Annotated in this window: 18 protein-coding genes; 10 read left to right on the forward strand and 8 right to left on the reverse strand. The window is 66.2% G+C overall.

Annotated elements, in window-relative coordinates:
- Window positions 1-18 precede the first annotated feature (18 nt).
- The gene (locus FB474_RS11750; protein ID WP_141788813.1) at window positions 19-1,221 is read right to left on the reverse strand and encodes a hypothetical protein; all 1,203 of its coding nucleotides are present in this window, start codon (window positions 1,219-1,221) and stop codon (window positions 19-21) included.
- Between the two features lie 238 nt (window positions 1,222-1,459).
- On the opposite strand from FB474_RS11750, the gene FB474_RS11755 reads away from it, so the two are divergent.
- From FB474_RS11755 to FB474_RS11785, 7 genes are all read left to right on the forward strand, one after another.
- A complete protein-coding gene (locus tag FB474_RS11755) occupies window positions 1,460-1,786 on the forward strand; it encodes a PE family protein (RefSeq protein ID WP_141788814.1) in 327 nt (108 codons plus the stop codon).
- Window positions 1,787-1,882: 96 nt separating this feature from the next.
- Entirely contained in the window at window positions 1,883-2,488 is a 606-nt protein-coding gene (locus FB474_RS11760) for a hypothetical protein (RefSeq protein WP_141788815.1), read from the forward strand.
- Between the two features lie 62 nt (window positions 2,489-2,550).
- A complete protein-coding gene (locus FB474_RS11765; RefSeq protein ID WP_141788816.1) occupies window positions 2,551-3,075 on the forward strand; it encodes a PD-(D/E)XK nuclease family protein in 525 nt (174 codons plus the stop codon).
- Between the two features lie 17 nt (window positions 3,076-3,092).
- The gene (locus FB474_RS11770) at window positions 3,093-4,580 is read left to right on the forward strand and encodes a Mu transposase C-terminal domain-containing protein (protein ID WP_141788817.1); all 1,488 of its coding nucleotides are present in this window, start codon (window positions 3,093-3,095) and stop codon (window positions 4,578-4,580) included.
- On the forward strand, window positions 4,577-5,344 hold the full coding sequence (locus FB474_RS11775) for an ATP-binding protein (protein WP_141788818.1): 768 nt from the start codon (window positions 4,577-4,579) through the stop codon (window positions 5,342-5,344). The genes FB474_RS11770 and FB474_RS11775 overlap by 4 nt, the downstream gene beginning before the upstream one ends.
- Window position 5,345: 1 nt before the next feature.
- The gene (locus FB474_RS11780; RefSeq protein WP_141788819.1) at window positions 5,346-6,515 is read left to right on the forward strand and encodes a hypothetical protein; all 1,170 of its coding nucleotides are present in this window, start codon (window positions 5,346-5,348) and stop codon (window positions 6,513-6,515) included.
- Window positions 6,512-6,961 (forward strand): helix-turn-helix domain-containing protein, encoded by a 450-nt coding sequence (locus tag FB474_RS11785; protein WP_141788820.1) that lies wholly within the window; start codon window positions 6,512-6,514, stop codon window positions 6,959-6,961. The genes FB474_RS11780 and FB474_RS11785 overlap by 4 nt, the downstream gene beginning before the upstream one ends.
- A gap of 119 nt (window positions 6,962-7,080) precedes the next feature.
- Here the strand turns inward: FB474_RS11785 and FB474_RS11790 are convergent, their stop codons facing one another.
- The 6 genes from FB474_RS11790 to nrdR form a co-directional block, all read right to left on the reverse strand.
- Complete coding sequence (locus FB474_RS11790; RefSeq protein WP_141788821.1) at window positions 7,081-10,215, reverse strand: restriction endonuclease; 3,135 nt, start codon at window positions 10,213-10,215, stop codon at window positions 7,081-7,083.
- Window position 10,216: 1 nt separating this feature from the next.
- The gene (locus FB474_RS11795; RefSeq protein ID WP_141788822.1) at window positions 10,217-12,199 is read right to left on the reverse strand and encodes a site-specific DNA-methyltransferase; all 1,983 of its coding nucleotides are present in this window, start codon (window positions 12,197-12,199) and stop codon (window positions 10,217-10,219) included.
- Between the two features lie 12 nt (window positions 12,200-12,211).
- Window positions 12,212-13,003 (reverse strand): DUF4391 domain-containing protein, encoded by a 792-nt coding sequence (locus tag FB474_RS11800; RefSeq protein ID WP_185746136.1) that lies wholly within the window; start codon window positions 13,001-13,003, stop codon window positions 12,212-12,214.
- Entirely contained in the window at window positions 13,000-16,179 is a 3,180-nt protein-coding gene (locus FB474_RS11805; protein ID WP_141788824.1) for a helicase-related protein, read from the reverse strand. The genes FB474_RS11800 and FB474_RS11805 overlap by 4 nt, the downstream gene beginning before the upstream one ends.
- 398 nt (window positions 16,180-16,577) lie before the next feature.
- The gene (locus FB474_RS11810; RefSeq protein ID WP_141788825.1) at window positions 16,578-19,496 is read right to left on the reverse strand and encodes a vitamin B12-dependent ribonucleotide reductase; all 2,919 of its coding nucleotides are present in this window, start codon (window positions 19,494-19,496) and stop codon (window positions 16,578-16,580) included.
- Between the two features lie 76 nt (window positions 19,497-19,572).
- Window positions 19,573-20,067, reverse strand: a complete 495-nt coding sequence (gene nrdR, locus FB474_RS11815) for a transcriptional regulator NrdR (RefSeq protein ID WP_141788826.1) — start codon at window positions 20,065-20,067, stop codon at window positions 19,573-19,575.
- A 767-nt stretch (window positions 20,068-20,834) separates the two neighbouring features.
- On the opposite strand from nrdR, the gene FB474_RS11820 reads away from it, so the two are divergent.
- Together FB474_RS11820 and FB474_RS11825 are read left to right on the forward strand one after the other, a co-directional pair.
- A complete protein-coding gene (locus FB474_RS11820) occupies window positions 20,835-21,422 on the forward strand; it encodes a DUF6318 family protein (protein ID WP_141788827.1) in 588 nt (195 codons plus the stop codon).
- 446 nt (window positions 21,423-21,868) lie between these two features.
- Window positions 21,869-22,330, forward strand: a complete 462-nt coding sequence (locus tag FB474_RS11825; RefSeq protein ID WP_141788828.1) for a PKD domain-containing protein — start codon at window positions 21,869-21,871, stop codon at window positions 22,328-22,330.
- Window positions 22,331-22,456: 126 nt separating this feature from the next.
- Here FB474_RS11825 and FB474_RS11830 read toward each other — a convergent pair whose 3' ends face one another.
- Window positions 22,457-22,837, reverse strand: a complete 381-nt coding sequence (locus FB474_RS11830) for a LysM peptidoglycan-binding domain-containing protein (protein WP_141788829.1) — start codon at window positions 22,835-22,837, stop codon at window positions 22,457-22,459.
- A 230-nt stretch (window positions 22,838-23,067) separates the two neighbouring features.
- Between FB474_RS11830 and lexA the strand changes: the two genes are divergently transcribed.
- The gene (gene lexA / locus FB474_RS11835; RefSeq protein WP_141788830.1) at window positions 23,068-23,778 is read left to right on the forward strand and encodes a transcriptional repressor LexA; all 711 of its coding nucleotides are present in this window, start codon (window positions 23,068-23,070) and stop codon (window positions 23,776-23,778) included.
- Window positions 23,779-23,794: the final 16 nt, after the last annotated feature.

The raw sequence follows: 23,794 nt of genomic DNA on the forward strand, positions 1-23,794 counted from the left end.
TCGGCCGTCCCAGGGACCCTAGCCGCCACCGGCGACATCGAGACTCGAAACGGATTGGTTTCCACGTCGAGAGCGCCCTACATCTGCACCCTCCCGGTACAAGCGCTGAGCAGGTCGCCAGTTCACATCACGAGAGGCGCGGGACGCTGCTTCCGCGACGGACACGACCGTGAAGCCGATCCCCACCACGTAGGGAACCGGGACCACCACCAGGGACGCCTCCCACACCGCGAGCAGCCACAGCGTTCCCTCCTCGTCGACTTCCAGACCGGTCAGCAGCACGGGGGTCTCGCGGATCGGCCCGGTCGCCACCGGCTGCCAGCGCAGATGCACCTCCTGCGCCCGCCGCGGCAGCAGGAGGGCCTTCAGCTGGAAGCCAAAGCGCGGGCCGCCCCTGGGGACGACGTGCGTGCGGCTGCCCCGGAGCTGGGCTCGCCCGTGCTGCACCGCCGCCGTCGCCGCGGCTGCGGTGTCTGGCCGCATCTGGCCGAACTCGCTGACCACCATGCGTGGCCGGGGTGAGGGCAGCCCTGGTGTCGGTGCGGGCCCTCGACGCTCGAACACCACCGCGGGCGGGCAGGCGAGCAGGTCGCGCCAGGTGCGGAACCACTGCGCAGGAGGTAGGCCCAGGTGGCCGCGGGCGGCCATGAGCGCGAGGTCGGCGGTGTCCCGATCGGCATCGCCATCCCACAACCGGGTCGCTAACAGGGGCGCGCCACCCCAGTGCGGCAGGGACAGTGGTTGCTCCGTCATGCCCAGGTGGCGCCCCCAGGACCGCAGGTCCTGGTCCACGGCCAGCCGCACCAGCTCCTCGGCCACGCAGGTCGCGGGCAGCTGCAGCCCGGCGGACAGCTCGACGTCCAGCTCCACCGCCTTGCCCCGGAGTCCACGGACGGTGGAAAGGCTGACTGTCGCCGCGGCCCATTGCGGCAAGTGCGCCCCGGTCCACGCTCCGAACGGCCCCCGCAGGAGGGAGGGCAGCCCGGCCTCCTCGTCCAGTTCGACGACCTGGCGCACCACGCAGGTCGACAGCAGCGGCCACCACCCCTCAGCCAGGCCAGCATGTTCGGCCAGACCGGATCGCGAGGGCGCCCTGCGGGGTCGCGGGTACCGGCCGGTGTGGGCGCCGGCCACGACGGGCCAGTCCGCCTGCCCCAACCGGGGCAGGTCGCGCAGCCGCGCCAGTCGCGCATCTGCCCAGGTGCCCAGCTCCGCCGGCATCTCAGCCTTCATGTCCGTCCTCCGCCCGGTCAGAGTCCCAAGCATCGTGCCGCTGGGCCGGGCGGGGAACCGGGGGCTGAGGCCGGTCCAGTCGGGGTGCGGGCCTGCTGGACGATCCGCCCCGGCCGGGGACAGCCACCCGCTGGCTGTGCTGTCGTTCAGGAATGTCATCCGTCGGCGCAGGGAGGCTCAGATCAGGGGGAATGCCGCACGCGCCGACGCCCGCACCGTCGGCTCCATGCCCACCCGCAAGCGACGCCTGGACCGGCGTAATCTCCTGCCCCGCGACTACCTCGCCGACCCGTTCATCTTCGGCCACCGGCTTGGCGTCACAACCGTCCTGCCCCCGGGCGGGGACCCCGTCTCGCAGGCCGTCGCCCTGGTCCAACACCACGTCGCTGTCCTGGTGCGCCAGGAGCAGCAGCTCGAGCGCTTCACCGCGCGGCGCACCACCGCCCGGTTCGGGTTCTCCAAGCAGTACTGGAGCCTGTGTCTGCTCGGCTACGAGTGGATGGGCGAGACCGTGCTGGCAGCGGCAGTGTCCGTTGCTCTCCACACACAGTGACACCTCACCGACGTGGCGGGGACAGCCACCAGGTGCACGGCCATGGGGCGCCCGTTAGCGCCCCAGGCGTGGCTCGCCCCGCCAGAAGATGAGGCCTTGGCCCGATTCGCGCTGGTCGGCTTCCTCACGCACCACGTCATCGCCACGGTCCTGCACCGCAGGCTGGGGTGCCCAGCGGCCACGATCGAGGTCACCGTGGCTGAGGTGCTGGCCGACGCGCAACGTCTCCTGCAGCCGCCAACCGTGGAAGCACGGGCCCACCGCCAGGTCCTCTGCGCGGCCGTCCTCACCTACTTCCGCGGGCTGCTGCCGCCGCCGTCGTGGTCGGTGCTCGCTGCCGAACCCCTTGTCGGACGGGCGCGCCCGGACGTCCTTTGGCGTGCTCCATCTGGTCAGATCCTGATCGACGAGATCAAGACCGGCCGCCTCGGCACCACGCTGGCCGGTACGACAGAGCAGGCCCTGCGGTACCTGGACGCCGGCACCGCCGCGTACGGGCCAGCGCTGCTCGGCGTGCGAGTGCTCGCCACCGCCGAGCCGGCAACTTCGTGGATGCTGATGTCCGACCGCACGCGTCGACCGCTGGCCGCCACCCGGTACCTGGCGGGCGGCCCACGGCGCGCCCGCCGCCGGGCCCCGACGCGGACGCCTGTCGATGCCATTGGCTACCAGCCCCGACCCCCGCCAGTAGGCAACACCTGACGTCTGGCAAGGGCCCTATGCAGTGATTGCGTTCGGCTTCGCGCGCCTGACGGTGCGCGGGCATGGACATCCTCGACGACGAAACCCTCGCCCGACACCGGGACATGGGCGCGACGTGCCACCGCATCATCGCCACCCTGGCCGCGCGAACCCGCGAACCCGACATCCGCACGATCCTGGACGCGGTCGACCAGGCCCTGCCGCACCTGCACCCGCACGAAGCCAGGGCACACCGGCAGAACCTCGCCGGCGCCGTGAAGACCTACTTCACCCGGCTGCTCCCCCCGCCGCAGTGGCGCTTCCACGGCGCCGAGCTCCACCTCGGCCGCGGGCGGATCGACCTGCTCTGGCGCGCCCCGCACGGCGCGCTCCTGATCGACGAGCTCAAGACCGGCCACGCCGGCCTGTTCGCCAGCAGCGCCAACCTCACCCAGGCGCGCCGCTACCTGCACGACGGGCGAGGCCGGTACGGCCGCTACCTGAGCGGGCTGCGCCTGCTCTCGCTCAGCCACCCCGCCCAGTCCGTCTTCCTGCCCGACCCCTACGCCGAGCCCACCCCGCTGGCCGCGACCGCCCACCTGATCTGAAAGTCGAGAACCAGACCATGCCAAACAAGGCCAAGATCCACCGCACCGGCCGCGACCGCGCGGTCGCCGACCTGGTCCAGTTCCGAGCGGACGTCGGCACGCTGAACCGTGGCATCTACCAGATGGCCGCCGACAGCTGCGGCTACTCGGTGCGTCAGCTCCAGCGCCAGATCGCCAAGCTCGACCGCCCGGAGGCGGACTCGGCCGAGGAGTTCACCGTCGATGAGGACATCATCGAGACCGTCTTCCTGACATGCGGAAACATCAGCGGCGCCCACCGTCGCCTCCGCGAGAGCGGCAAAGCGGTGCCCAGCCTCAGCACCTTCCGGCGCCGCGTCCTGGACACCATGGGCGGCACCAAGATGGCCTACGCCAAGAACGCCTCCACTCAGGCCAGGCTCAGCCGCGTCCACCTCAAGCGCACCCGGGAGTCGCGCGGCTACAGCTACCTGCTCGACCACACCGAGCTGCCCATCTTCGCCGTTCCCGAGGGAACCCGCACCGCCCAGCGCCCCTGGCTGACCGCGGTGATGGACGCCGAAACCCGGTACATCCTCAGCTGGGTCCTCACCTTCGGCACCCCCACCTCCGAGGAGATCCGTGCCGCGCTCATGTCCGCGTTCACCATCCGCCCCGCAGCCGACGGCCAAACACCAGTAGGCGGACTGCCCGAACGCGCCCTGTGGGACCGCGGGTTGGACTTCCTCTCAGACCTGATCACCGAATCCTGCCTGCGGCTCAGCGTCACCCCCGTGGCGCTGCCGGCCTACTCACCGCACCTCAAGGGATCCCTGGAACGGTTCTGGCGCTTCCTCAAGAGCGACGCCCTGGCCCCCCTGCCCGGCTACATCGACGCCGGACGAGACCTCCGCGGCAACTTCCTCCTCGCCGCCAAAGCCCTGGACCAGCAGGGCCTGGTCAACGAGCTGCGCGACTGGATCGACCGCTACAACGGCCACCACACGGTAAGCACCCTCGGCTGCACCCCGCTGCAAGCCTGGCGCAACGACCACACCCCGCTGCGCAGCGTCCCGGCCGACCAGCTCTGGCACGACTTCCTCATCAGCAAGACCCACAAGGTCGGCAAGGCCGGCGTCCGATTCAAGAAGACCGACTACGTCGCACCCAACGGCGAACTGGACAAGGTCTTCGGGCGCCTAGTCGAGGTGCGCCACCTGCCCCACGACCACAGCTTCATCGAGGTCTTCCACGACGGCACCCACCTGGCCACCTGCTTCCCGGCGGAGGCCCTGCGCCCCGACGACCAGATCGCCTTCCTGGCGGCCCGCCACAAGGCCGAGACCGCGGCCCGCGCCACGTTCCGCACCGCGAACCGGCTCCGCGGCAACCGCCCGGACGCCAGCCCCCTGACCAAGCTCTCCGAGCACGGCCAGCCCACCCGCTACGAGGTCCTGGGTCCCGACTTCGACCTGCGCCAAGACGGCCAGAAGGCCCTCGACGCCCTCGCGAACCTGCCCGACCAGCCGCAGGGAGCACTGTGGTGAACCACCTCATGCTCCGCGGGCTGGAGGACGAAGCCCACACCGTCCGCACCCCCGCCTTCACCGACATCACCACCCAGCTCGCGTTCGCTAAGACCTTCCACGGCACGATGGTCGTCGCCGGCGAGCACGGCACCGGCAAGCGGTTCGCGCTGATGACCTGCCTGGGCGAACAGGACCTGCCGTTCCACCTCGTCACCATGCCGCCCGCCGTCTCGGCCAAGGACATGGTCCGGCTTCTCTACGAAGCCGTTCACGACGAGGATGACGTCTTCGCCCTGCGCGACATGCAGGACGAGCTCATCGAAACGCTCTCCGGCACGCCCAGGATCATCGTCATCGACGGCGCCGAGCAGCTCACCGCAGCCGCCGCGGAACAGCTGCACTACCTGCACCGGCGCGTCACCGCCACCTGGACGCTCGTCCTGCTCGGGGGTCCCGACACCGCCCGCACCGTCGCCACCAGCGCCGGGCTGCGCGGGGAGGTGATCGCGGCGGTCGAGATGCGTCCTCTCACCGGTTCCGAGATTCGCTCGGCGGTCCGGGCGATGCACCAGCTTTTCCTTATCCCGGACCAGCTGTTCGAAGCCATCGACAAGCAGGTCTGCAAGGGGATGCTGAAGAACTGGGCCTGCTTCCTCCGGGCCGCGCTCTACCTGCAGCGACTCGCCGTGGAGCGCGGCGAGGATCCCCCGTTCCTGGACCCCCAGCTCGCCCGCGCCGTCGTCCAACTCATGCCCACCCTCAAGACCAGTAAGAGACGCTGACATGCCCACCCACCAGGTCGACACAACCAACCTCCCCATTCAGGTGCCGCACCAGCCCGCCGCAGCGGGAAGCGCGATCTGGGTCGAGCTCCGCCCTGACCTCAAGCGCAGCGCCGTCATCGCCGGGGACATCCTCGCCGCCCTGGGCAAGCGCCGTGACGTCGCCGGCATCGGCCGCAACGAAAACGAGGACCTCGCGCTGTCGGTCGCTTGGATGCGCGCCTACGACGTCACCGCCCTGGTCGCCACGGAGGCCCAGCGACTCAGCCCGTTGTGCCTACGCCAGCTCGTTCGTCTGGCCAAGGAGGCGCAGGTGCCGCTGTGGCTGCTGCACCGCGCACCTCGGACTGACGCCTTCCTCCACTCCCTCGACCGGCTTCTCGTGCACCCGCGTCCGCTGGACGAGGTACCCCAGCCGCGGCCCCGCACACCCATCACGGCGAGCAGGCCGACACTCAATGTCACTCTCCCGGCGGCCGGTTTTCATCAGTTCCGCACGGCTTGCCAGATCACCCTCGCCCCCAAGGCCCACGACCGGGTCACCCTCCGCCACGCCTCCACCGCCGTGCGCTGCCATGAGGTACTCCAGCGCGACGGCGCCACCACCGACGTCATCGCCCGGCTTGCCGAGGGGATCCTGCGTACCGCACCGGCTGACGACCTACTTGTCACCGACATCCGCGCCCTTCAACTCGCCGCCTGGCACAACGATGTGTACCTCAAGAGCGACATCCCGCAGCTGCTGGCCAGCCCTGAGCGACAGCTAACCGACCCGGTCACCGTCGACGAAGCGCTCGTGGCCTATCGCCAGCCCCATCGGGCTGTCGCGGTGACCCTGGCCATGCACCAAGTCGGTGTGCACGACATCGTCGCCCTCCAACTGGGTCACGCAGCCGCCGACGGCTCCACCATCACGCTGTCGCAAGGGCGAAAAGTCACCATGCCCGAGCACAGCGCCCGGGCCCTGCGCGCCCTCCTCCGAACCCGCTCAATGCCAGGGGTCGCCGACGAGGCCCCGCTCCTCAACGTGCCGGAGCGGGCGATCTCGCAAGCCCTCAACGACGCGAACGCCGACCTCGATATCCGAGTGCACGGACGACGCGCCGAACGCCACATCCACCCCGGCCGCTGGCTCAAGAAGCTCGGACTCACGCCCCTTCCCATGTCATGATCAACGCCATCGCCCTCAGCCAGATCCGCACCCAACGCGGCCTTTCGCAGCGCAAGTTCGCCCGCCTCGTGGGCCTGAACTATCAGGTCATTCGACGCCTCGAGCTGGGCGGGGACGACGGCAACCTCACCCTCCGCGAGTTCGCACGAATCTGCATGGCCCTCGACGCTGACCCGGCAGACCTGATGAACGCGAGGAAACGTTCCATCTTCGATGGGCCACCTGCTGCCACGGGGCCAGAGGAAATGGACCTAAGCCAGGCACGTCTCCTGCGACGCATACAGGAAGGCTGCGACATCCGCAGCAGCATCAGCTCTCAGGACCGCCAAACCATTCTGCCCCAGCTCATGAAGCTCGGATTGGTGCAGACAAGCGCCGGCGGCAGGCTGCACCTTAGCTCTGAGAGCTCTTTGAACCTGGGCCATCCAGAGGGTTTGGCCTCATGATTTCTTGTGCGACATTGCTGACCGGCTGAGTGACGCAACCTCCTCCCGTCAGGCTGAGGCCACCGACCAGACCCATGGCTACGCAGACCGGCTCCAAGCCGGCCTTGAACATGTGCGTCTCACTCAATGAGAACCAGGTCGTCGCCTTCAGCACCGTCGAGGATCCCGTCGGCAGCCTCCACGTTGTTCACTACCGCATACTTGAGATCCGTGAGCTTGATTTCCGCGCGCACGCGGTCGAAGTGCCGTCGCGCTGCAAGGATCTTGCCACGCTCGGCCGGTCGAAGAAGCTGCAGGTCAGTCGTGCTCTTGGTCTCGAAGACGATGTACTGACTGCCGTCGGGGCGCTCCGCCAAAACGGCCCAGTCGGGGTTGTAGTCACCGAGTGGCGTCGGGATAACGAACGCGGCGGGGAGCTTCACGAAGGTCTTGACCTCATCCCGGCGCCGCATAAGCATCGCGAACTCCTTCTCCACAGCAGAGTCAACGACCAAGTACTTGTACGGCGATTTCTTCGCGAACGAGATGGGCTCGTTGTCGTCATCCGAGACGATGTTCCCGCCGCTGCCCGCGTAGCCCGACAGGTCGGCTTCCTCGAGCAGGGACAGCGGATAGCGCCGGTCACGTTCGGGGCGCCCCGCATCGACCAGTTCGTACTGGAGGCCCTTGATGAGGAAGCGAGCCTTCGTAGCATTCAGCACGGTCGTCACGCGGTCGACGTAGACCTGCGGGTTCACTTTGAACTGGTGCAGGGTTCCCGACGTGGTGAGGACGTGGGCGATCGTGGCTCGAGTCAGCTGAGTCCGATCAGCCAGGACGGAGAGGATGTCCGGAAGATTCTGGCTGTCCTCATAAACAACGTCCGCCCGCCGCGCATGGCTGGTCTCGGCGGACACCCCGCCCTGGTCGATGCGATCCACAACATGGGTGAGCCACTCGCCCTTCCGCTTCGGCACGGGAACCATGTCGCGCAACGCCTTCACCATCTCAGCGCGCAAAGCGTCCTCATCGACCGAGACTCGGAATTCGGTCCGGTGCTGTATGTGGTCCCACAAGGCTCGGAACTCCGGGCTCTCCAGCCGCTCGTGCACCATCGGAACCGAAAGCCGTGAGCCGGCCTTCTTGATGTCGATCGGCTTGGCGAGGCGCTTGATGAGCCGGCGCACCTCGAACTGAGCGCGTTCGTCCGCAACGACGCCTACCACAAGCTGGCGCAGCGCTTCAGCGTCCTGCTGGACAGCGTCGCGGAGGCTGTCTTGCACCTTGCCCCGGTCGTCGATATAGCCGGCCTTCAGCAGTGCAACGAAGAGACTGCGGCCTGACTCGTCGCCGACCGGCTTAGCAACGGTCTCTCCCACGGGCTTGTAGATCAGCCGGGCGAAACCGTCGACGGTGACGACGCCGAACTCGATGCCGAGGTCCTCCGCCAGTTCGCGCTGCAATTGCTCAGCGAACTCTTCGTACGACTCGTTCGCTATCACGGTGAGCCGGTTTACGTCGAAGCCGCGTACACGGTTGCCGTCGCCGTCGACGCAGAGACGTAGACCGCGGCCGATGCTCTGGCGGCGCCAACGCTCAGATCCCATGTTCCGAAGCACACAGATCTGGAAGACGTTGGGATTGTCCCAGCCTTCTTGAAGTGCCGAGTGGCTGAAGATGAACCGGATCGGGGTGCCGGGGGTCGTCAGGCCGACCTTGTCCTTCATGATCTGCTCATACGCGAGGCCGGCTTGCTGCCGGCCCTTGTCGGTCGTCTCCTTCGTGTCGACGAGCCGTTCGACGCCTCCCCGGCCGCGGTCGACTGAGAAGTAACCCTGGTGGGCTTCGGCCGCGATTGCCTCGGCGGGCCGGTTGCCGAGGAGCCTTGTGAACTCGGGCTCGGAGGCAATCTTGGCGTATTCCTCCTCGAAGATCCGCGCGTACTCGCCCGGCTGAGCTTCACCGTTGTCGTCGTAGACGCGATACATCGCCACCGAGTCCACGAAGAAAAGGCTAAGCACCTTGATCCTGCGGCCGTGGAATGCGAACTCGTCTTCTTTGCGAAGATGCTGGCGGATCGTCTGGGCGATCATCTGCCGTGCACGCTCGGCCAGGCCGACCTCCGCACCGATCGCCTCGCCGATCCTCACCTCGCTGTAGTCGGTAAACCGAACGTGCTCCGCGCCTGGCACGACGCTGATGCTGTCGACCATCAGGTCGCGGTACAGATCGCGATCCGTGTGGTCACCGAGGTTTTCCCCGATGTGGACCGTGACGGCCTTGCGTTTGATGCCGCTACCGGTCTCGGCGTCGAGCTCGAGCCGTGCTGTGAAGTTGGCACCAGTGCGCTTCGTGCTGAGCAGTCGGACGTACGGCGTCGTGCCGCTGGCCTCGGTCACGAGGTCGTCAACCTCGATCTGCTTGACGAGTTGCTTCTCGTAGGCGCCGATGGCATCGAGCCGGTAGACGAGATTGCCCTTGTCGAACTTGGGGTGGGTGGCCGAGTAGCGAATGGTGGCCGCGGGATTCATGCCCTCGACCGCAAGCCGGCCGGCCCCCTTCTTCTTGCGAGGGTTGCCGTCATCGCCGTAGACGCTCTGCGGTTCATCCACGATGACGATCGGATTCGTGGCGCGCACGAGGTCCATCGGCACCTCAAGGTCTAGGTCCTCGGATGGCCTGTTGATCTTGGCCGTTGCTTTGTTCATCGCCGCGATGGTGATGATCATGATCTCAATCCCGGACGACGTGGCAAACGATCGGAGCCGGGAGACGTTGTCGCCTGAGTACTGGAAGCACTGCATCGGAGGATTGCCGTAGAGGGCACCGAAGTGCTCCCGCAGCATGTCGATCGATGTAGAAACGCCCTCGTTGATTGCCACGGACGGCACGACGATGACGAACTTGGTGAAGCCGTACATCGCGTTGAGCTCGTAGATCGAGCGCAGGTAGACATAGGTCTTCCCCGTGCCTGTCTCCATCTCGACGGTGAAGTTCATCGAGTCCAGCTTGGGTTCTGGCGGGAGGCCAATGTGGTCCTGGGCGGCGTGTAGATTTCCAAGGATCGTTTCGGGAGCAAGGCGCAGACGGTTGCCATAGCCCTGGGTGGAGATCCCGAGCTGTTCGCCCGATGCCTCGAACAGTCCCTCGCTCAGTGCCGCGTGCGCCTGGACGGTGAACTGGGAAGTCAGCGATTCCTGCCCCTTGAAGAGGCCCGTGACTGCATCGATCGCGTCACGCTGGTAGTCAAGATCCGCCTCGAAGGTGAACTTCACGTCAGATGCTCCGCAACGTCTTGATGCCGGCCTGCTGCAGAGCGGCCGCGAGGTTCAGTTTGGCCGACGAGTCCTTGAACCCGGTGTCTCGAACGACGACCGTTATGTCGGAGTCGACTGGCTCAAGGTCTCGCCAGGCGACGATCGCGCCGGCGATCTCATCTGCCGTCTCGACTGTGACGTCAGTTCCGAAGAACGCGTAGAGGGTTCCGGCGAGGCTGTAGAGCGTGTTGCCGGCTACCTCGCGAGTCGCCACAGGGGTGACGAGGTCAATCCCCAGACGCAGCATCATCTCGACCAGCAGGTCGTAGCTGGTGCGTCCCTTTGCCAGGTTGTCCACGGCCGCCAGCAGGTCGAGCTCCCCGGTACCGTCCCAGGGCTTCACGTTGCTCTCGGCGAGACGGTACGAGCGGAATCCCGTGTCTATTGCAGGCTTTTCCGCGTCGCGATGCCCGCCTATCTGTTTGCCCGCGCGCCGGAGACGCTCACGAGTGATGTCCGCGATCGACTCGTAGCCATTTTGCGCAATCGACTCATTCAACTGCACCAGGATGAACCGCCTGTTCCCACCATCTGCTGCGTTCAGCTCCATGACGGCGTGCCCTGTCGAGCCAGAGCCTGCAAAGAAGTCCAGCACAACAGCATCAGGATCCGACTGAGTAACCAGATCGATCCACCGCGCTAGCACTCCGACATCCTTCGGAAAGTCGAACACTTTGCCACCGAGAAGGCGCTCGAGAGCCTGCGAAGCAGATCGACGCGGCTGTTCGAAGACGGACAGCGCCACTTCTTGTTCCTGCTCATCCAAATAGCGCTTGAAGTACGCCAATGTAGTGTGGTCGGGGCCGAAGAGAATACGGCCGGACGCCAATTGCTCGTCCATCGTCTCCCGGGAGTAGACCCATCCATTCGGGTGCCTTCTCACAGGCTGTCCAGTCTTCGGATGGAGAAGGTCGTACTGCAGATTCGGCCGCGGGTTCGGCGAGCGGAGATCGCTGCGCATGTACACGCGACCTTGGTCATCGATGAGGTTGTAGTTGGTGATCGCCGCCGTGAACCGTCCCCGCTGACCCGCGAACCACTCCTTCAAGAGCAGCGTTGCAGCCTCAGCACTATGCCCAGATTCTTCCCAAGCGTCGCTAGCTGCACGAAAGACCTCATCAATGCCTTCCTTTCGCACTCTCCAACGCGTATTCAGGGAGGTGAGCAGGCCCTCATTCTTTGCATATACCAGCATGTAGTCATGGCTGTCCGAGATGTAGCGGGAGTCATTCTTCTTTACGCCCTGCCAGATAACGTTCGCGATGAAGTTCTCGGCGCCGAAAACCCGGTCAAGCAATAGCTTCAAGCGAGCATGTTCGGTGTCATCGATCGCGACGATGATGACGCCCGATTCTTTGAGCAGGTGGTGAGCGACGAGAAGACGCGGATACATCATCGAGAGCCACTTGGAGTGCCGCGCAGCGCCAGTCTTCCGCTCGTCGGCGCGGTCTGACCCTGCGCCCGTCTGGAGCGCTCCTTCCTCGTCGCGAAGCCCGGCGTCGGCCTCGTGCTCGGCTTGGGTGGCGGCGCGCTTGTCGTCGTACACAAAGTCGTTGCCCGTGTTGTAGGGCGGGTCGATGTATATGACGTCAACGGAGTTCGTGTACGCGCGGCGCATGAGACGCAGCACCTCGAGGTTGTCCCCCTCGATCACGATGTTTCGTGTGTTGTCCCAATCGACCGACTCCTCGGGCCCTGGAAGCAGCGTCATCGTGGCGGGCAGTGCCGACAGCCGTCGGGCGGCGGCCATCCCGGGCCAGCGCAGCCCGAATCCTTCCGCGCCACCTGGGGCTGCGTCCCCGCCGAGGACGTCGCGCAAGACATCGAGATCTACCGTGCCGTCGACCACTGCATCCGGGAATAGGCGCGCCAGCTCGGCGACGTTGCCATGTGCCTCCCCCGGGCCGTCGAGTTCGTTGATTGGAGCGAAGTCGTCAGTCACGAGATCTGCTTTCTAGCGGTCGATCGGTCGGGGGTGGCGGTCAGTACGACGGGTCGGACTGTAGAGGGAACCGGCGACAGTCTCGATCTGCTGCCTGAGGTCCCTCGCTCGGGTGTTGAGATCGATACGTCGGGCTTGGCTCTTTTCCCGCTGGGCGTCTCGGACGACACCTTGCAGTTCGCTCTGTAGGGAGGCGAGCCGGCCGCGGAGATCAAGCGCGTCCTCGACGCTCAGGGATGTGGATGCCGGCTGGCCGTCGGCGGCAGCTACGCGGACCATATCTCGGTAGAAGGTCCAGAGATCGCTGCGGTTCAGTTGGTCGAGTCTCAGCGCCCCAGGGGCGACGCTGCGCAACGGGACTACGACACTGCGGTCGACGACGGACGTCGCGCGATCCGGATCGCCAAGGTTGAGGTGGGTCAGAGCCAGCGACAGCAGCTCCCCGTCGCGAGGCGACGTGAGGAAGAGGATCAGCGGGCGCGGCATGCTCCGATGGAGCAGCTCGACCAGTCTGGACACGTCCCCTGCGGATGCGGATTCGGAGAGATCGACGTGGAAGACGGCGATGTCATCGACGCGCCGCTGACCGTCGGCATGGGCCGGAATCTTCACGTTCTCAGCGCGGAGAACGGCTTCGACTGAGGCCCCCGCGACGGCGCGCGTGATCAGAGCAGCATCGGTCGTCTGCGAAGCCGCCTGATCAATCAAGGTCTTCTTGTGGATCCGTCCGGGTTGGTGCGCGATGGCCGGTAGCCCCAGGACGACCTTGGGCGCGAACGCCAGTTCCTCATGGTTGCTGTTCACGGAACCAGCGCCACCCAGGCGACAAGATCGACGGTGGTGAGCCCGCCCGACTGCGCCTCCACGCCGTACGTCGATGCACCGGCGGAGAAGAGGGATGCGACGGCGCTCTCCTTGGCCTTCCCGCTTGCAGCTCGCACCGCGGTGTCGAGGAGATCTCGATAGTGCCCCATGTCGCGTCCCTTGCGGGTCGCGGCGTTGAACGCGGCCAGCGCGTCGGTGTCCGGCTCCGTCTGACCGAGGGCATGATGCCGCAGCACATCGAGGGCGAGCTTCGGCTGCTCGATTGGGTGCGCAATCTCGCCGTTATCGGTGACGTAGACGAGAAGATATGGCGCCAACGGATAGTCAGCCGGTACCGCACCAACCCCATCCCTGGCTTTGAAGAGGTAGATCGCTCCCGCGGAGAGCCCCTCCTCGGAAAGGGTGCCGTCGAACCGGCTGACGGCGAAAAGCGCGAGCGGCCAGCGGTCGATCTCCTCAAGTTCGCAGGCGGGTCGGGCGGCCGCGTCCATACGGAAGTCTGACAGCGTCAGATCGGTGATGCTCAGCCCACCCGCCAGATCTTCCATAGTCGGAGCGGCTACGCGCATCTGCTCGAGCTGGCGCCGCCGATACTCGAGATCGTTCATGGCGGCAGCGTCGCTGGAGTCGAGGACGTTCTCTTCGCCTGTCGCCGAGACGTCGAGAAGTGTCATCCGACTGGATACGCGCTTCTCCAGGTTGATGTACGACTCCAAGTCGATGTTGGGCCAAAAGTTCACCAGGTGAACCGTCGCGTTCGTCGAGCCGAGGCGGTCCACGCGCCCGAACCGCTGCACGATGCGGACGGGGTTCCAATGGATGTCGTAGTTGACGACTGTGTCGCAGTCCTGGAGGTTCTGGCCCTCGGAGATGGTGTCCGTTGCGATGACGACGTCGATCTGGGGACCGTCCAGGTCGCCGCCCTTGGAGCGTGGAGAGAACGCGGCCAGGACCTCATGCATGCCGCTTCGCGCGAGCGCCGCTGTCGTCTTCGTCGTGTCGCCCGTGATCAGGGCGACGTGTAGCCCGAGATCAGCCACCGCCCACTCAGCAACGTTCGCATAGAGATACTCGGCGGTATCGGAGTAGGCTGTGAAGATCAGGGCCTTGCGGTTGTCTCCGTTGCTCGGGTTCTTGGCCTTCTCAACGAGAAGACCCTTGAGATCGGCAAGCTTCGCATCCCGTAGCACATCGACAGCCGAGACCTCGGCGAGAATCTCCCGCAGCGTGTCGCGGTCCTCGACAAGGTCCTGCCGCCAGCGGACCCGGTCGACATCCGCCAGGAAAACCCGCACCTTCCCCCCGACGACGTCCTCCAGCTCCTGGTCATCCATGTCGATGTCGGAGAGGTCGCTAAAGCTGTTGATCGAGAGGCCCACGGCATCACGTGCCTCGAAGTCATCGATCCGCGCGATAGCCGCGTCAACCTTGTGAAGGATCTTGTCGACCGTCAGCGTCAACGAATGCACCGAAGACTCGAGCCTCTTCAGAAGTCCCATCCGCATCAAGTGGACGATGTTGTTCTCGCGATCGGTCTGGCGCCAGACCCGAGACCCACCGGTGCGTAGGTGGTGGTCGTACAGGTCCGCGTATTTCTTCTTCGCCTTCTCCAACACGTAGGAGGTCGGCTTGTACGCGGCGAGGTTGAGCATGAGGATCGCCGAATTGAGGTCGGCCAGCGGCATAAGCTTGTCAGCTGCGTCGATCGGCGGCGCTAGGTTGACGGGCGCCACTCGCTCGGGAAAGCGGCCGACGTCCGCGGTGCCGTAGTACTTCTCGATGTGCTTGCGCGACCGGGCAATCGTGATGAGGTCGAGCAAGCGAATGTAGTCCATACCCAAGGCACCGAGCAGTGCGTCAGTGGTGCGCTGCTCGTCGGCGCTGTTCTGCCATATGGTGAAGCGTGCCTGAGCCTTGCGCAACGTACCTTCGATGCTCTTGATCCCGCTGTCAGTCAGAGCCGTGTCGTCGCCCTCGGTCGCGAAAAGCACCTGATTCTTGAGGTCAGCCAGTCGAGTGTTGACCGGGGTCGCGCTCAGCATCAGAACCTTGGTCTTCACACCCGCCTTGAACACTTGGTTCATGAGGCGCTCGTAACGGGTCGTGCGCTCCTCGACCTGGGGGTTGTTGCGGAAGTTGTGAGACTCATCGATAACGACAAGGTCGTAGTTGCCCCAGTTGACATGCGCGAGGTCGATGTCGCCCGACATGCCGTTCTCACGACTGAGGTCGGTGTGGTTGAGAACGTCGTAGTTGAAGCGGTCTGCAACCAATGGGTTCCGCGCATCGTTGGCTCGGTACAGCGTCCAGTTTTCCCGGAGGCGCTTCGGGGCAAGCACGAGTACGCGGTCGTTGCGGAGTTCGTAGTACTTGATCACCGCGAGCGCTTCAAATGTCTTTCCCAGGCCGACACTGTCGGCAAGGATGCAGCCATTGTGGCGGTCGAGCTTCTCGATTGCTCCAAGTACTCCATCGCGTTGGAACTTGTAGAGCTTCGACCACACTGTCGTGTTGAAAAACCCCGTCCGTCCGCGATCGGCAGTCTCCTTGCCTGCTTCATCGACGAAGTCCCTGAAGAGCGAGGTCAGGATCCGAAGGTAGGCAGACTCCGGCGCATTGTCTCGGGCCAATGTCTGCGCTGCATCAAGAAGCGCGCCCTGCGAGGACCGCGATGACGTCGGCTCATGCCAGATTCGATCGAAGTTGATCGCGAGCTCTTCTACCTGTCCTTCGTCGCTGATCTCACGCGGGAAGAGAAGCGATGACGACGCGACGAGGCCGAGGCTCTCGGCTTCAAAGCCCGCTCCGAGCACTGCGTAAGGTTTCGCCGCTTCGATAACGGTCCAGGTGTCACGGCTGCGGCGGCTGAGACTGCGGGTTTCGAGATGTTGCTCCGCCCACGCAAGGAACTCGCGGGCGATCCGGTGCTGGTCTAGGTGTGCCCGAAGGACGTGCTCCTCGCCCAAGCCGTTTAGCGGAAGCTCGTCAATGGACCCGTCTCGCAGCAGCAGGCGCACAGGAACACCGGCCAGCTCCTTGCGGAGCGCCTCGAACACGAAGATGGAGAAGGACTCCGAAAGGACGTCCATCCGCCGCGCGTCGGCGAGTTGTCGACGCAGCCGATCGATGAGTGGGCCGGCGTCATCGACGACCATGTTGCGAGCACCCTCCTGAACTCTTGGCTCTCAGTCGACTGAGCAACCGGCAGCGACTCTACTGTTCGTGGAACCGTAGTCGCTCTCAGCCCGCGACGCAGCAAAAACAGTCGGTCTCCGCTCGACCCTTCGGTGGCTGACACTGAAGTAGCGACTCTGCCGCTGCCATCGGGGTCTCGTCTGACCGCGCAACAAGCCTTCCTCATACGCGGCTGAGGATCAGTCGGACAGGGGACTGCCGATACAGCTCCCCTGCAAACGAGGTAGGGGCGCCCCCGGAGTGCACTGGGGACGCCCCTCTCGTATGACGCAATGTCGTCTGACCAATGTCAGGACATTGCTGAACGAGTCATTGACGCTGGCGGGCAAGCCACCGTGTCAATTCCTGACCGACCACATCAGCTGCAGCCGCTGGTGGAGCCGCAGCCCTCGCAGACGTAGCAGGACCCGGCGGGGCGCATCTTCGTGCCGCAGGTCATGCAGATCGGTGCGTCGGCGGCCACGCCTTGGAACTTCTCCAGGAGCTCGGCCGAGGAGCCGACACCCTTGACCTCACGGGCGGAGGCGGCGCCGGCGCCGAACTTCACCCCCGTCGCGTCAGCCTTCGCGCCCGAGCCGGCCGACTCGATCGCCTTGGGCTTGGCCACCGGAGCCGACTGGGCGAAGGTCTCGAGCTCGCCCTCGACCTCTTCGTCGGACTCCTCCTCGACCGGCGCGGCATACGAGCCGGTCTCGAGCTGACGCGCACGCTCCTCGGCGGTGTGAATGCCCATGAACGAACGGGTCTCGAAGTCCATGTAGTCCAGCGCCAGGCGACGGAACACGTAGTCCATGATCGACTGCGCCATCCGCACGTCGGGGTCGTCGGTCAGGCCGGCGGGCTCGAAGCGCAGGTTGGTGAACTTCTCGACGAAGGTCTCCAGCGGCACGCCGTACTGCAGGCCGATCGAGACCGCGATGGAGAACGCGTCCATGACGCCGGCCAGGGTCGAGCCCTGCTTGCCGAACTTCAGGAACAGCTCACCGAGGCCGTCGTCGGGGTAGGACCCGGCGGTCAGGTAGCCCTCGGCGCCACCGACGGAGAACGAGATCGTCTGGCTCGGGCGACGCTTCGGCAGGCGCTTGCGCACCGGGCGGTACTCGATGACCTTCTCGACCTTGGTCTCACCAGCAGCAGCCTTGTCGGCAGCGGCAGCCTTGGCCGTGGAGCCACCGTCGGACAGCGGCTGGCCGACCTTGCAGTTGTCGCGGTAGACGGCCAGCGCCTTCAGGCCCATCTTCCAGCCCTGCAGGTAGACGTCCTCGATCTCCTCGACCGTGGCGGTCTCGGGCAGGTTGACCGTCTTGGAGATGGCACCGGACAGGAACGGCTGGGTCGCCGCCATCATCCGCACGTGGCCCATCGGGGAGATGGCGCGCGCGCCCATGGCGGTGTCGAAGACCTCGTAGTGCTCGGTCTTCAGGCCCGGGGCGTCGATGACGTGGCCCTTGTCGGCGATGTACTCGACGATCGCCTCGATCTGCTCCTGCTGGTAGCCCAGCTTCTTCAGCGCGCGCGGGATGGTCAGGTTGACGATCTGCATCGAGCCGCCGCCGACGAGCTTCTTGAACTTGACCAGCGAGAAGTCCGGCTCGATGCCGGTCGTGTCGCAGTCCATCATGAAGCCGATGGTGCCGGTGGGGGCGAGCACCGACGCCTGGGCGTTGCGGTAGCCGTTCTTCTCACCGAGCTTGACGACCTCGTCCCACGCCTTCGTCGCGAGGCGGTGGATGTCGCCATCCATCGTGTCGAGGGTGCGGATCTGGTCGTTGGCCGCCTGGTGCTTGCGCATGACGCGCTTGTGCGCGTCCGCGTTGCGGGCGTAGCCGGCATACGGGCCGACCACGGCAGCGATCTCGGCGGAGCGCTTGTAGGCGGCACCGGTCAGCAGCGAGGTGATCGAGGCGGCCAGGGCGCGGCCACCCTCGGAGTCATAGCCGTGGCCGGTGGCCATGAGCAGCGCGCCGAGGTTGGCGTAGCCGATGCCCAGCTGGCGGTAGTTGCGCGTGGTCTCGCCGATCGGCTCGGTCGGGAAGTCCGCGAAGCAGATCGAGATGTCCATCGCGGTGATGACCAGCTCGGCGACCTTCTGGAAGGTCACGGCGTCGAACGTGTCGTCCTCACGCAGGAACTTCAGCAGGTTCAGCGAGGCCAGGTTGCACGAGGAGTTGTCGAGCGACATGTACTCCGAGCACGGGTTGGACGCGGTGATCCGGCCGGTCTCGGGGTTGGTGTGCCAGTCGTTGATCGTGTCGTCGTACTGGATGCCCGGGTCGGCGCACTCCCACGCGGCCTTGGCGATCTTGGCGAACAGCTCACGGGCGTCGACGGTGTCGATGACCCGGCCGTCGTCACGGGCACGCAGGCCGAACTCGGTGCCCTCCTCGACCGCACGCATGAACTCGTCGTTGACGCGCACCGAGTTGTTGGCGTTCTGGTACTGCACGGACACGATGTCCTTGCCGCCCAGGTCCATGTCGAAGCCGGCGTCGCGCAGCGCGCGGATCTTGTCCTCCTCGCGCGCCTTGGTCTCGACGAACTCCTCGATGTCGGGGTGGTCCACGTCGAGCACGACCATCTTGGCCGCACGACGGGTCGCGCCACCGGACTTGATCGTGCCGGCGGAGGCGTCGGCACCACGCATGAAGGAGACCGGGCCGGAAGCGGTGCCACCGGAGGACAGCAGCTCCTTGGAGGAGCGGATGCGGGAGAGGTTCAGGCCGGCACCGGAGCCGCCCTTGAAGATGAAGCCCTCCTCCTTGTACCAGTTGAGGATCGACTCCATCGAGTCGTCGACGGCGAGGATGAAGCAGGCGCTGACCTGCTGCGGGCTGGACGTGCCCACGTTGAACCACACCGGCGAGTTGAAGCTGAACACCTGGTGCAGCAGCGCCCAGGTCAGCTCGTGCTCGAAGAGCTCGGCGTCCTCGTCGGAGGAGAAGTAGCCGTGGTCCTTGCCGGCCTTGACGTAGGTCAGCACGACGCGGTCGATGAGCTGCTTGAGGCTCTTCTCGCGCTTGTCGGTGCCGACGGCGCCACGGAAGTACTTCGTCGTCACGATGGTGGAGGCGTTGACCGACCAGAAGTCGGGGAACTCCACGTCGCGCTGCTCGAAGATCGTCTCGCCGGTCTTCCAGTTCTGCTGGACGACGTCGCGGTGCTCCCAGGTCACCTCGTCATAGGGGTGCACACCAGGGGTGGTGAAGATCCGCTCGACCTTCACGCCCTTCTTGTTGCCCTTGCGCGCGGCTGCTCGTGCGCCAGCGGTCTCTGTCATCTGGTGTCCTCCCATGACCCCAATTGATGGATTTCAGTCTTCACCCGACCACCGACAGGTGGTGGGCCGTGCTGCTTCAGGTGCGGGGCGCGATACCGGAGCTGTCCGGCTCGTGCCCCGTGGCTTCGCGCTCGGCGCGGAGCAAGGTGATCGCCGCCTCGAAGTCCTCGAGGCTGTCGAAGGCCTGGTAGACGCTGGCGAAGCGCAGGTAGGCCACCTCGTCCAGCTCGCGCAGCGGCCCGAGGATCGCCAGCCCCACCTCGTGGGCGTCGATCTCGGCGCTGCCGGCGGCGCGGATGGTCTCCTCGACCTTCTGGGCCAGCAGGGCCAGGTCGTCCTCGGAGACCGGGCGGCCCTGACAGGCCTTGCGGACGCCGATGAGCACCTTGTGGCGGCTGAACGGCTCGCTCGCGCCGGAGCGCTTGACGACGTTCAGGCTGGCCGACTCCACGGTCGTGAACCGCTTACCGCACTCCGGGCACTGCCGGCGACGGCGGATGGCGGTGCCGTCGTCAGCCGTCCGGCTGTCGATCACCCGCGAGTCGGTGTGGCGGCAGAAGGGGCAGTGCATGTGGGCTCCTCCCCTTCTGTGTCGTGCTCGGTATGCCGTGTGCCTGGGGCCGCGGCCGGGTGTGCGGTGCGTCGTGCTCCAGCAGTCGTCCCGCCTGCTGCGTCGGCGTCCTGCTGCGGGCCCCCTGTGGACGGAGCTGGGGATTTCCCGTGGATGGTGTGTGGGAAAGCCTCGGTCGCCTGGGGACTACATGTGGACGTCTTACAGGGGTGTAACTACTAGATGTAGGGATCTTATGCCCTCGCGTGACGGACTCGTGACCGGATCGACCAGATTCGATGGACGAATTTCGTCGTCGCAGGTCAGGGCCTGCGTCAGGGACAAACCGGACACGCGTGTCCGCGGCGTGTCGCGCGTTTGTGGCCCCGGTCACAGGGTTTGGAGGGGGCGTTGGGGCCTCGGCTGACCCCCAGCTCTGGGATCTGGGGGTGGGCGTCGCGCGCGACGATCGTCGCGGCGTCTTCGGGCGGTTTTCGCGCCGAAAGTGCCGCGACGATCGTCGCGTGGGCACGTAGCTGGGGCCCACTCCCCCGCCAGGCATGCCGAGCCGCGGGCTCAGAGAGTCGTGGGGGCGGTCGTGGCGGCCGGAGCGTCGTGATCACAGCGGCCTCGCCGTCACGACCACCGTCACGACCCAGCCGAGTGCTCGCCCTGTGGATCCACGGGAGGCGAAATACGCCGATTCGGGCATGCTGGGTGACGGATCGGTGGGGGCTCCGAACTGCGGGCCGACCACCCGTGGTGTCGGTGGGTTGTGGGGAGGACACTTGGGGAACCGCACGACATGGCGTTGGGCCGTCACGCTCTCGGCGCTGGTGCTGACGACCGGCTGCGGAGGTCAGGCGAAGCCGGAGGCGTCGTCGTCACGGCCGGTGCCGACCGCAGGGACGATGACGACAGCCTCGAGCCCAGCCACCTCGCCCACACCAGCGATCGACCCGGACATGCCCGCCGCCGCCCGCGCCCACACCCCCGCCGGCGCCGAAGCCTTTGCCCGCTACTTCTTCGCGCAGTTCAACGCGTCACTTCAGCAAGCGAAGCCCGACCTGTTGGGCGGGCTCGCATCGGATGCCTGCAAGAGCTGCCAGGCATTCATTGACACTGCGGTCGAATATCGAACCAACGGCCAGCACTACTCGGGAGAGCCCTTCACCGTCGCGACCGTGGGCGCGATCGACCAACAGGGGAACGACGAGACTCGCGTGCTGGTGTCCGGCGTTCAGCACCCTGGTGCGGTGGTGGACGCGAGCGGAAAGATCGTTCAACAGACCAAGTACCAAAAGGGTCAGTTCTCCGTGCATCTGAAGTGGATCAACGGTGCGTGGGTGGCCGAGGAACTGAAGGTCGTCAAGTGAGCAGGACTTGGCTTCGCTGCTTCGCAACAGCAGTCCTCATGCCGGTGATCTTGCTTTGCTACGGGGCCTCGGCGAGGGCAGATGCCTGTTCCGGTCAGTTCCTGGACTGCGGTGCCTCCACTGGCGGCATCGAAGTGCGCCTCGGTAGGCAATCGCTGGAGAACTTAAAGTCAGGCAAGGAAGCGAGCGGGACCAAAACGAAGGTGTCCTATGAGTACGACACGGTGGTCGCCTGTGGCAGGAACCACCCGGGTCAGCCAGCTGGCGAGCCCTACTGCGCAAGTGCCGTGAACGCCTGCGCGGGGAACACCCCCGAGCAAGGGCAAGGGCCCTTGGCTGCGATCTATCGCAGAGCCGTAGGCGTTGGGGGCAAACCACAGGGGCAGTGGGAGCTCGTCGGTAACACCTGCTTCCCGGAGCTGGCGCCGCGCAGCAAGGTGCTGTCGATGGCGCAGATCATCAGCGCGTTCCGGCGTACGCCGTTCGCGAATCCGACGGTGCACATCCAGCCCGAGGGCAACACGACGCTTGTCACCCTGCCCACCTACTTCCAGGCCGCGTGGCCGGCGCAGGGATTCCAGCCCGGCGAGGTCGACACGGCTGACCCGGCGCAGATGCTGGGCCACACCGTCCGCATCCGCCCCCTCGCCGCCAGCTACACGTACACCTTCGGCGACGGGACCGGACTGGGGCCGACGTCGAGCCCCGGCGGCACCTACCCCGACGGCGATGTCACGCACACCTACGACCGGGCCGGCACCTACCCCACGCAGATCGCTGTCACCTACGGCGGGGAGTTCAGCCTCGACGGCGGCCCGTGGATCCGCATCCCCGCCACGGCGACCGTCACAGGCCCGACCCAGCCCCTGCAGGTCAAGACTGCGCACAACCGCCTGTACAACAACTGACCGCCCAGCGGCGTGCCTCGGGGGAGCTCGTGTGAGCTACCGCGAAAAGCCGGGCTCACGGCATACCGGGGCAGACGAAGGGGGCCCCGCACCCCCTGGCACGGGACCCCTGAACTGGGGCGCGGGTCAGCCGACCCGCGGGATGAGCAGGCTCTGGCCGGCGTGGACGTCGTTGGTGCTGAGGTTGTTGGCCACCTGGATCTGGACGATCCCCTGGTTGACCGGCAGCTGCGGCAGCTGGGCCTGCGCCACCTCGGACAGGGTCTGGCCGGCGGACACGGTCACGGCGTGGTCGATCGTGAGGCCCTGCACGGACGGCCCGGGGGCGAGCAGGAACGCCACCCACGCGACGACGGCGAGCACGGTCAGCGTGATCGAGAGCCGGCCGCGGCGGGTCAGGCGCACCCGTGGCGCGGGACGGCAGACCACCGCGTCACCCGTCGGCACCAGACGGAGCTGGGGGCGGGTCGAGGTGGGGGCCAGGTCCCAGGCAACTGCTGCGCTCATCGTGTCCTCCATGACTTCAAGCGGGTCGGTCGGCCATGCTGTGGAACTGTGTTCGATAGGACGTCTGTACGAGTTCTAACACGAGTGTCGGACAGGTGTCCAGAGTTTCGTCGAACAGATGTTTGAAATGCCTGTTCGACCCCACTACGCTGTGTTCACGTCAGGGAGCAAAACACCGACCTCTGACAGACCCGCTGGTATCGCCGAGCACAGCCGAGCAAGGGGACGACATGGCCGAGATCCACGAGATGCCCGACCGCGAGAAGGGCGACGGGCTGACCGCCCGGCAGCGTCGCGTCCTGGAGATCATCCGCAACTCGGTCGACCGTCGTGGCTACCCGCCCAGCCTGCGCGAGATCGGCGAGGCCGTGGGCCTGGCCAGCCCGAGCAGCGTCGCCCACCAGCTGTCCATGCTCGAGCGCAAGGGCTACCTGCGCCGCGACCCCAACCGCCCGCGCGCCATCGAGGTCGTCTCCCCCGACGCCGGCGAGAAGGACCGCGGCTACCGCGCCGGCGACGCCCGCGAGGGCACCGTCGACGCCACCGGCAGCGGCGACAGCCACCCCGACGCGTCCTACGTCCCCGTCCTCGGCCGCATCGCCGCCGGTGGCCCGATCCTGGCCGAGGAGGTCGTCGAGGACGTCTTCCCGCTGCCCAAGCAGATCGTCGGCGAGGGCCAGCTCTTCCTGCTCAAGGTGGTCGGCGACTCGATGGTCGACGCCGCGATCTGCAACGGCGACTGGGTCGTCGTGCGCCAGCAGCAGACCGCCGACAACGGCGACATCGTCGCCGCCATGCTCGACAACGAGGCGACGGTCAAGACGTTCAAGCGCAAGGACGGCCACGTCTGGCTGATGCCCCACAACGACGCCTACGACCCGATCGACGGCGACGAGGCGACCATCCTCGGCAAGGTCACCGCGGTCCTGCGCCGGGTCTGACTCCCCCACCGCTCGG

Origin of the sequence: Oryzihumus leptocrescens (genome assembly GCF_006716205.1) — a bacterium.
Taxonomy (GTDB): Bacteria; Actinomycetota; Actinomycetes; order Actinomycetales; family Dermatophilaceae; genus Oryzihumus; species Oryzihumus leptocrescens.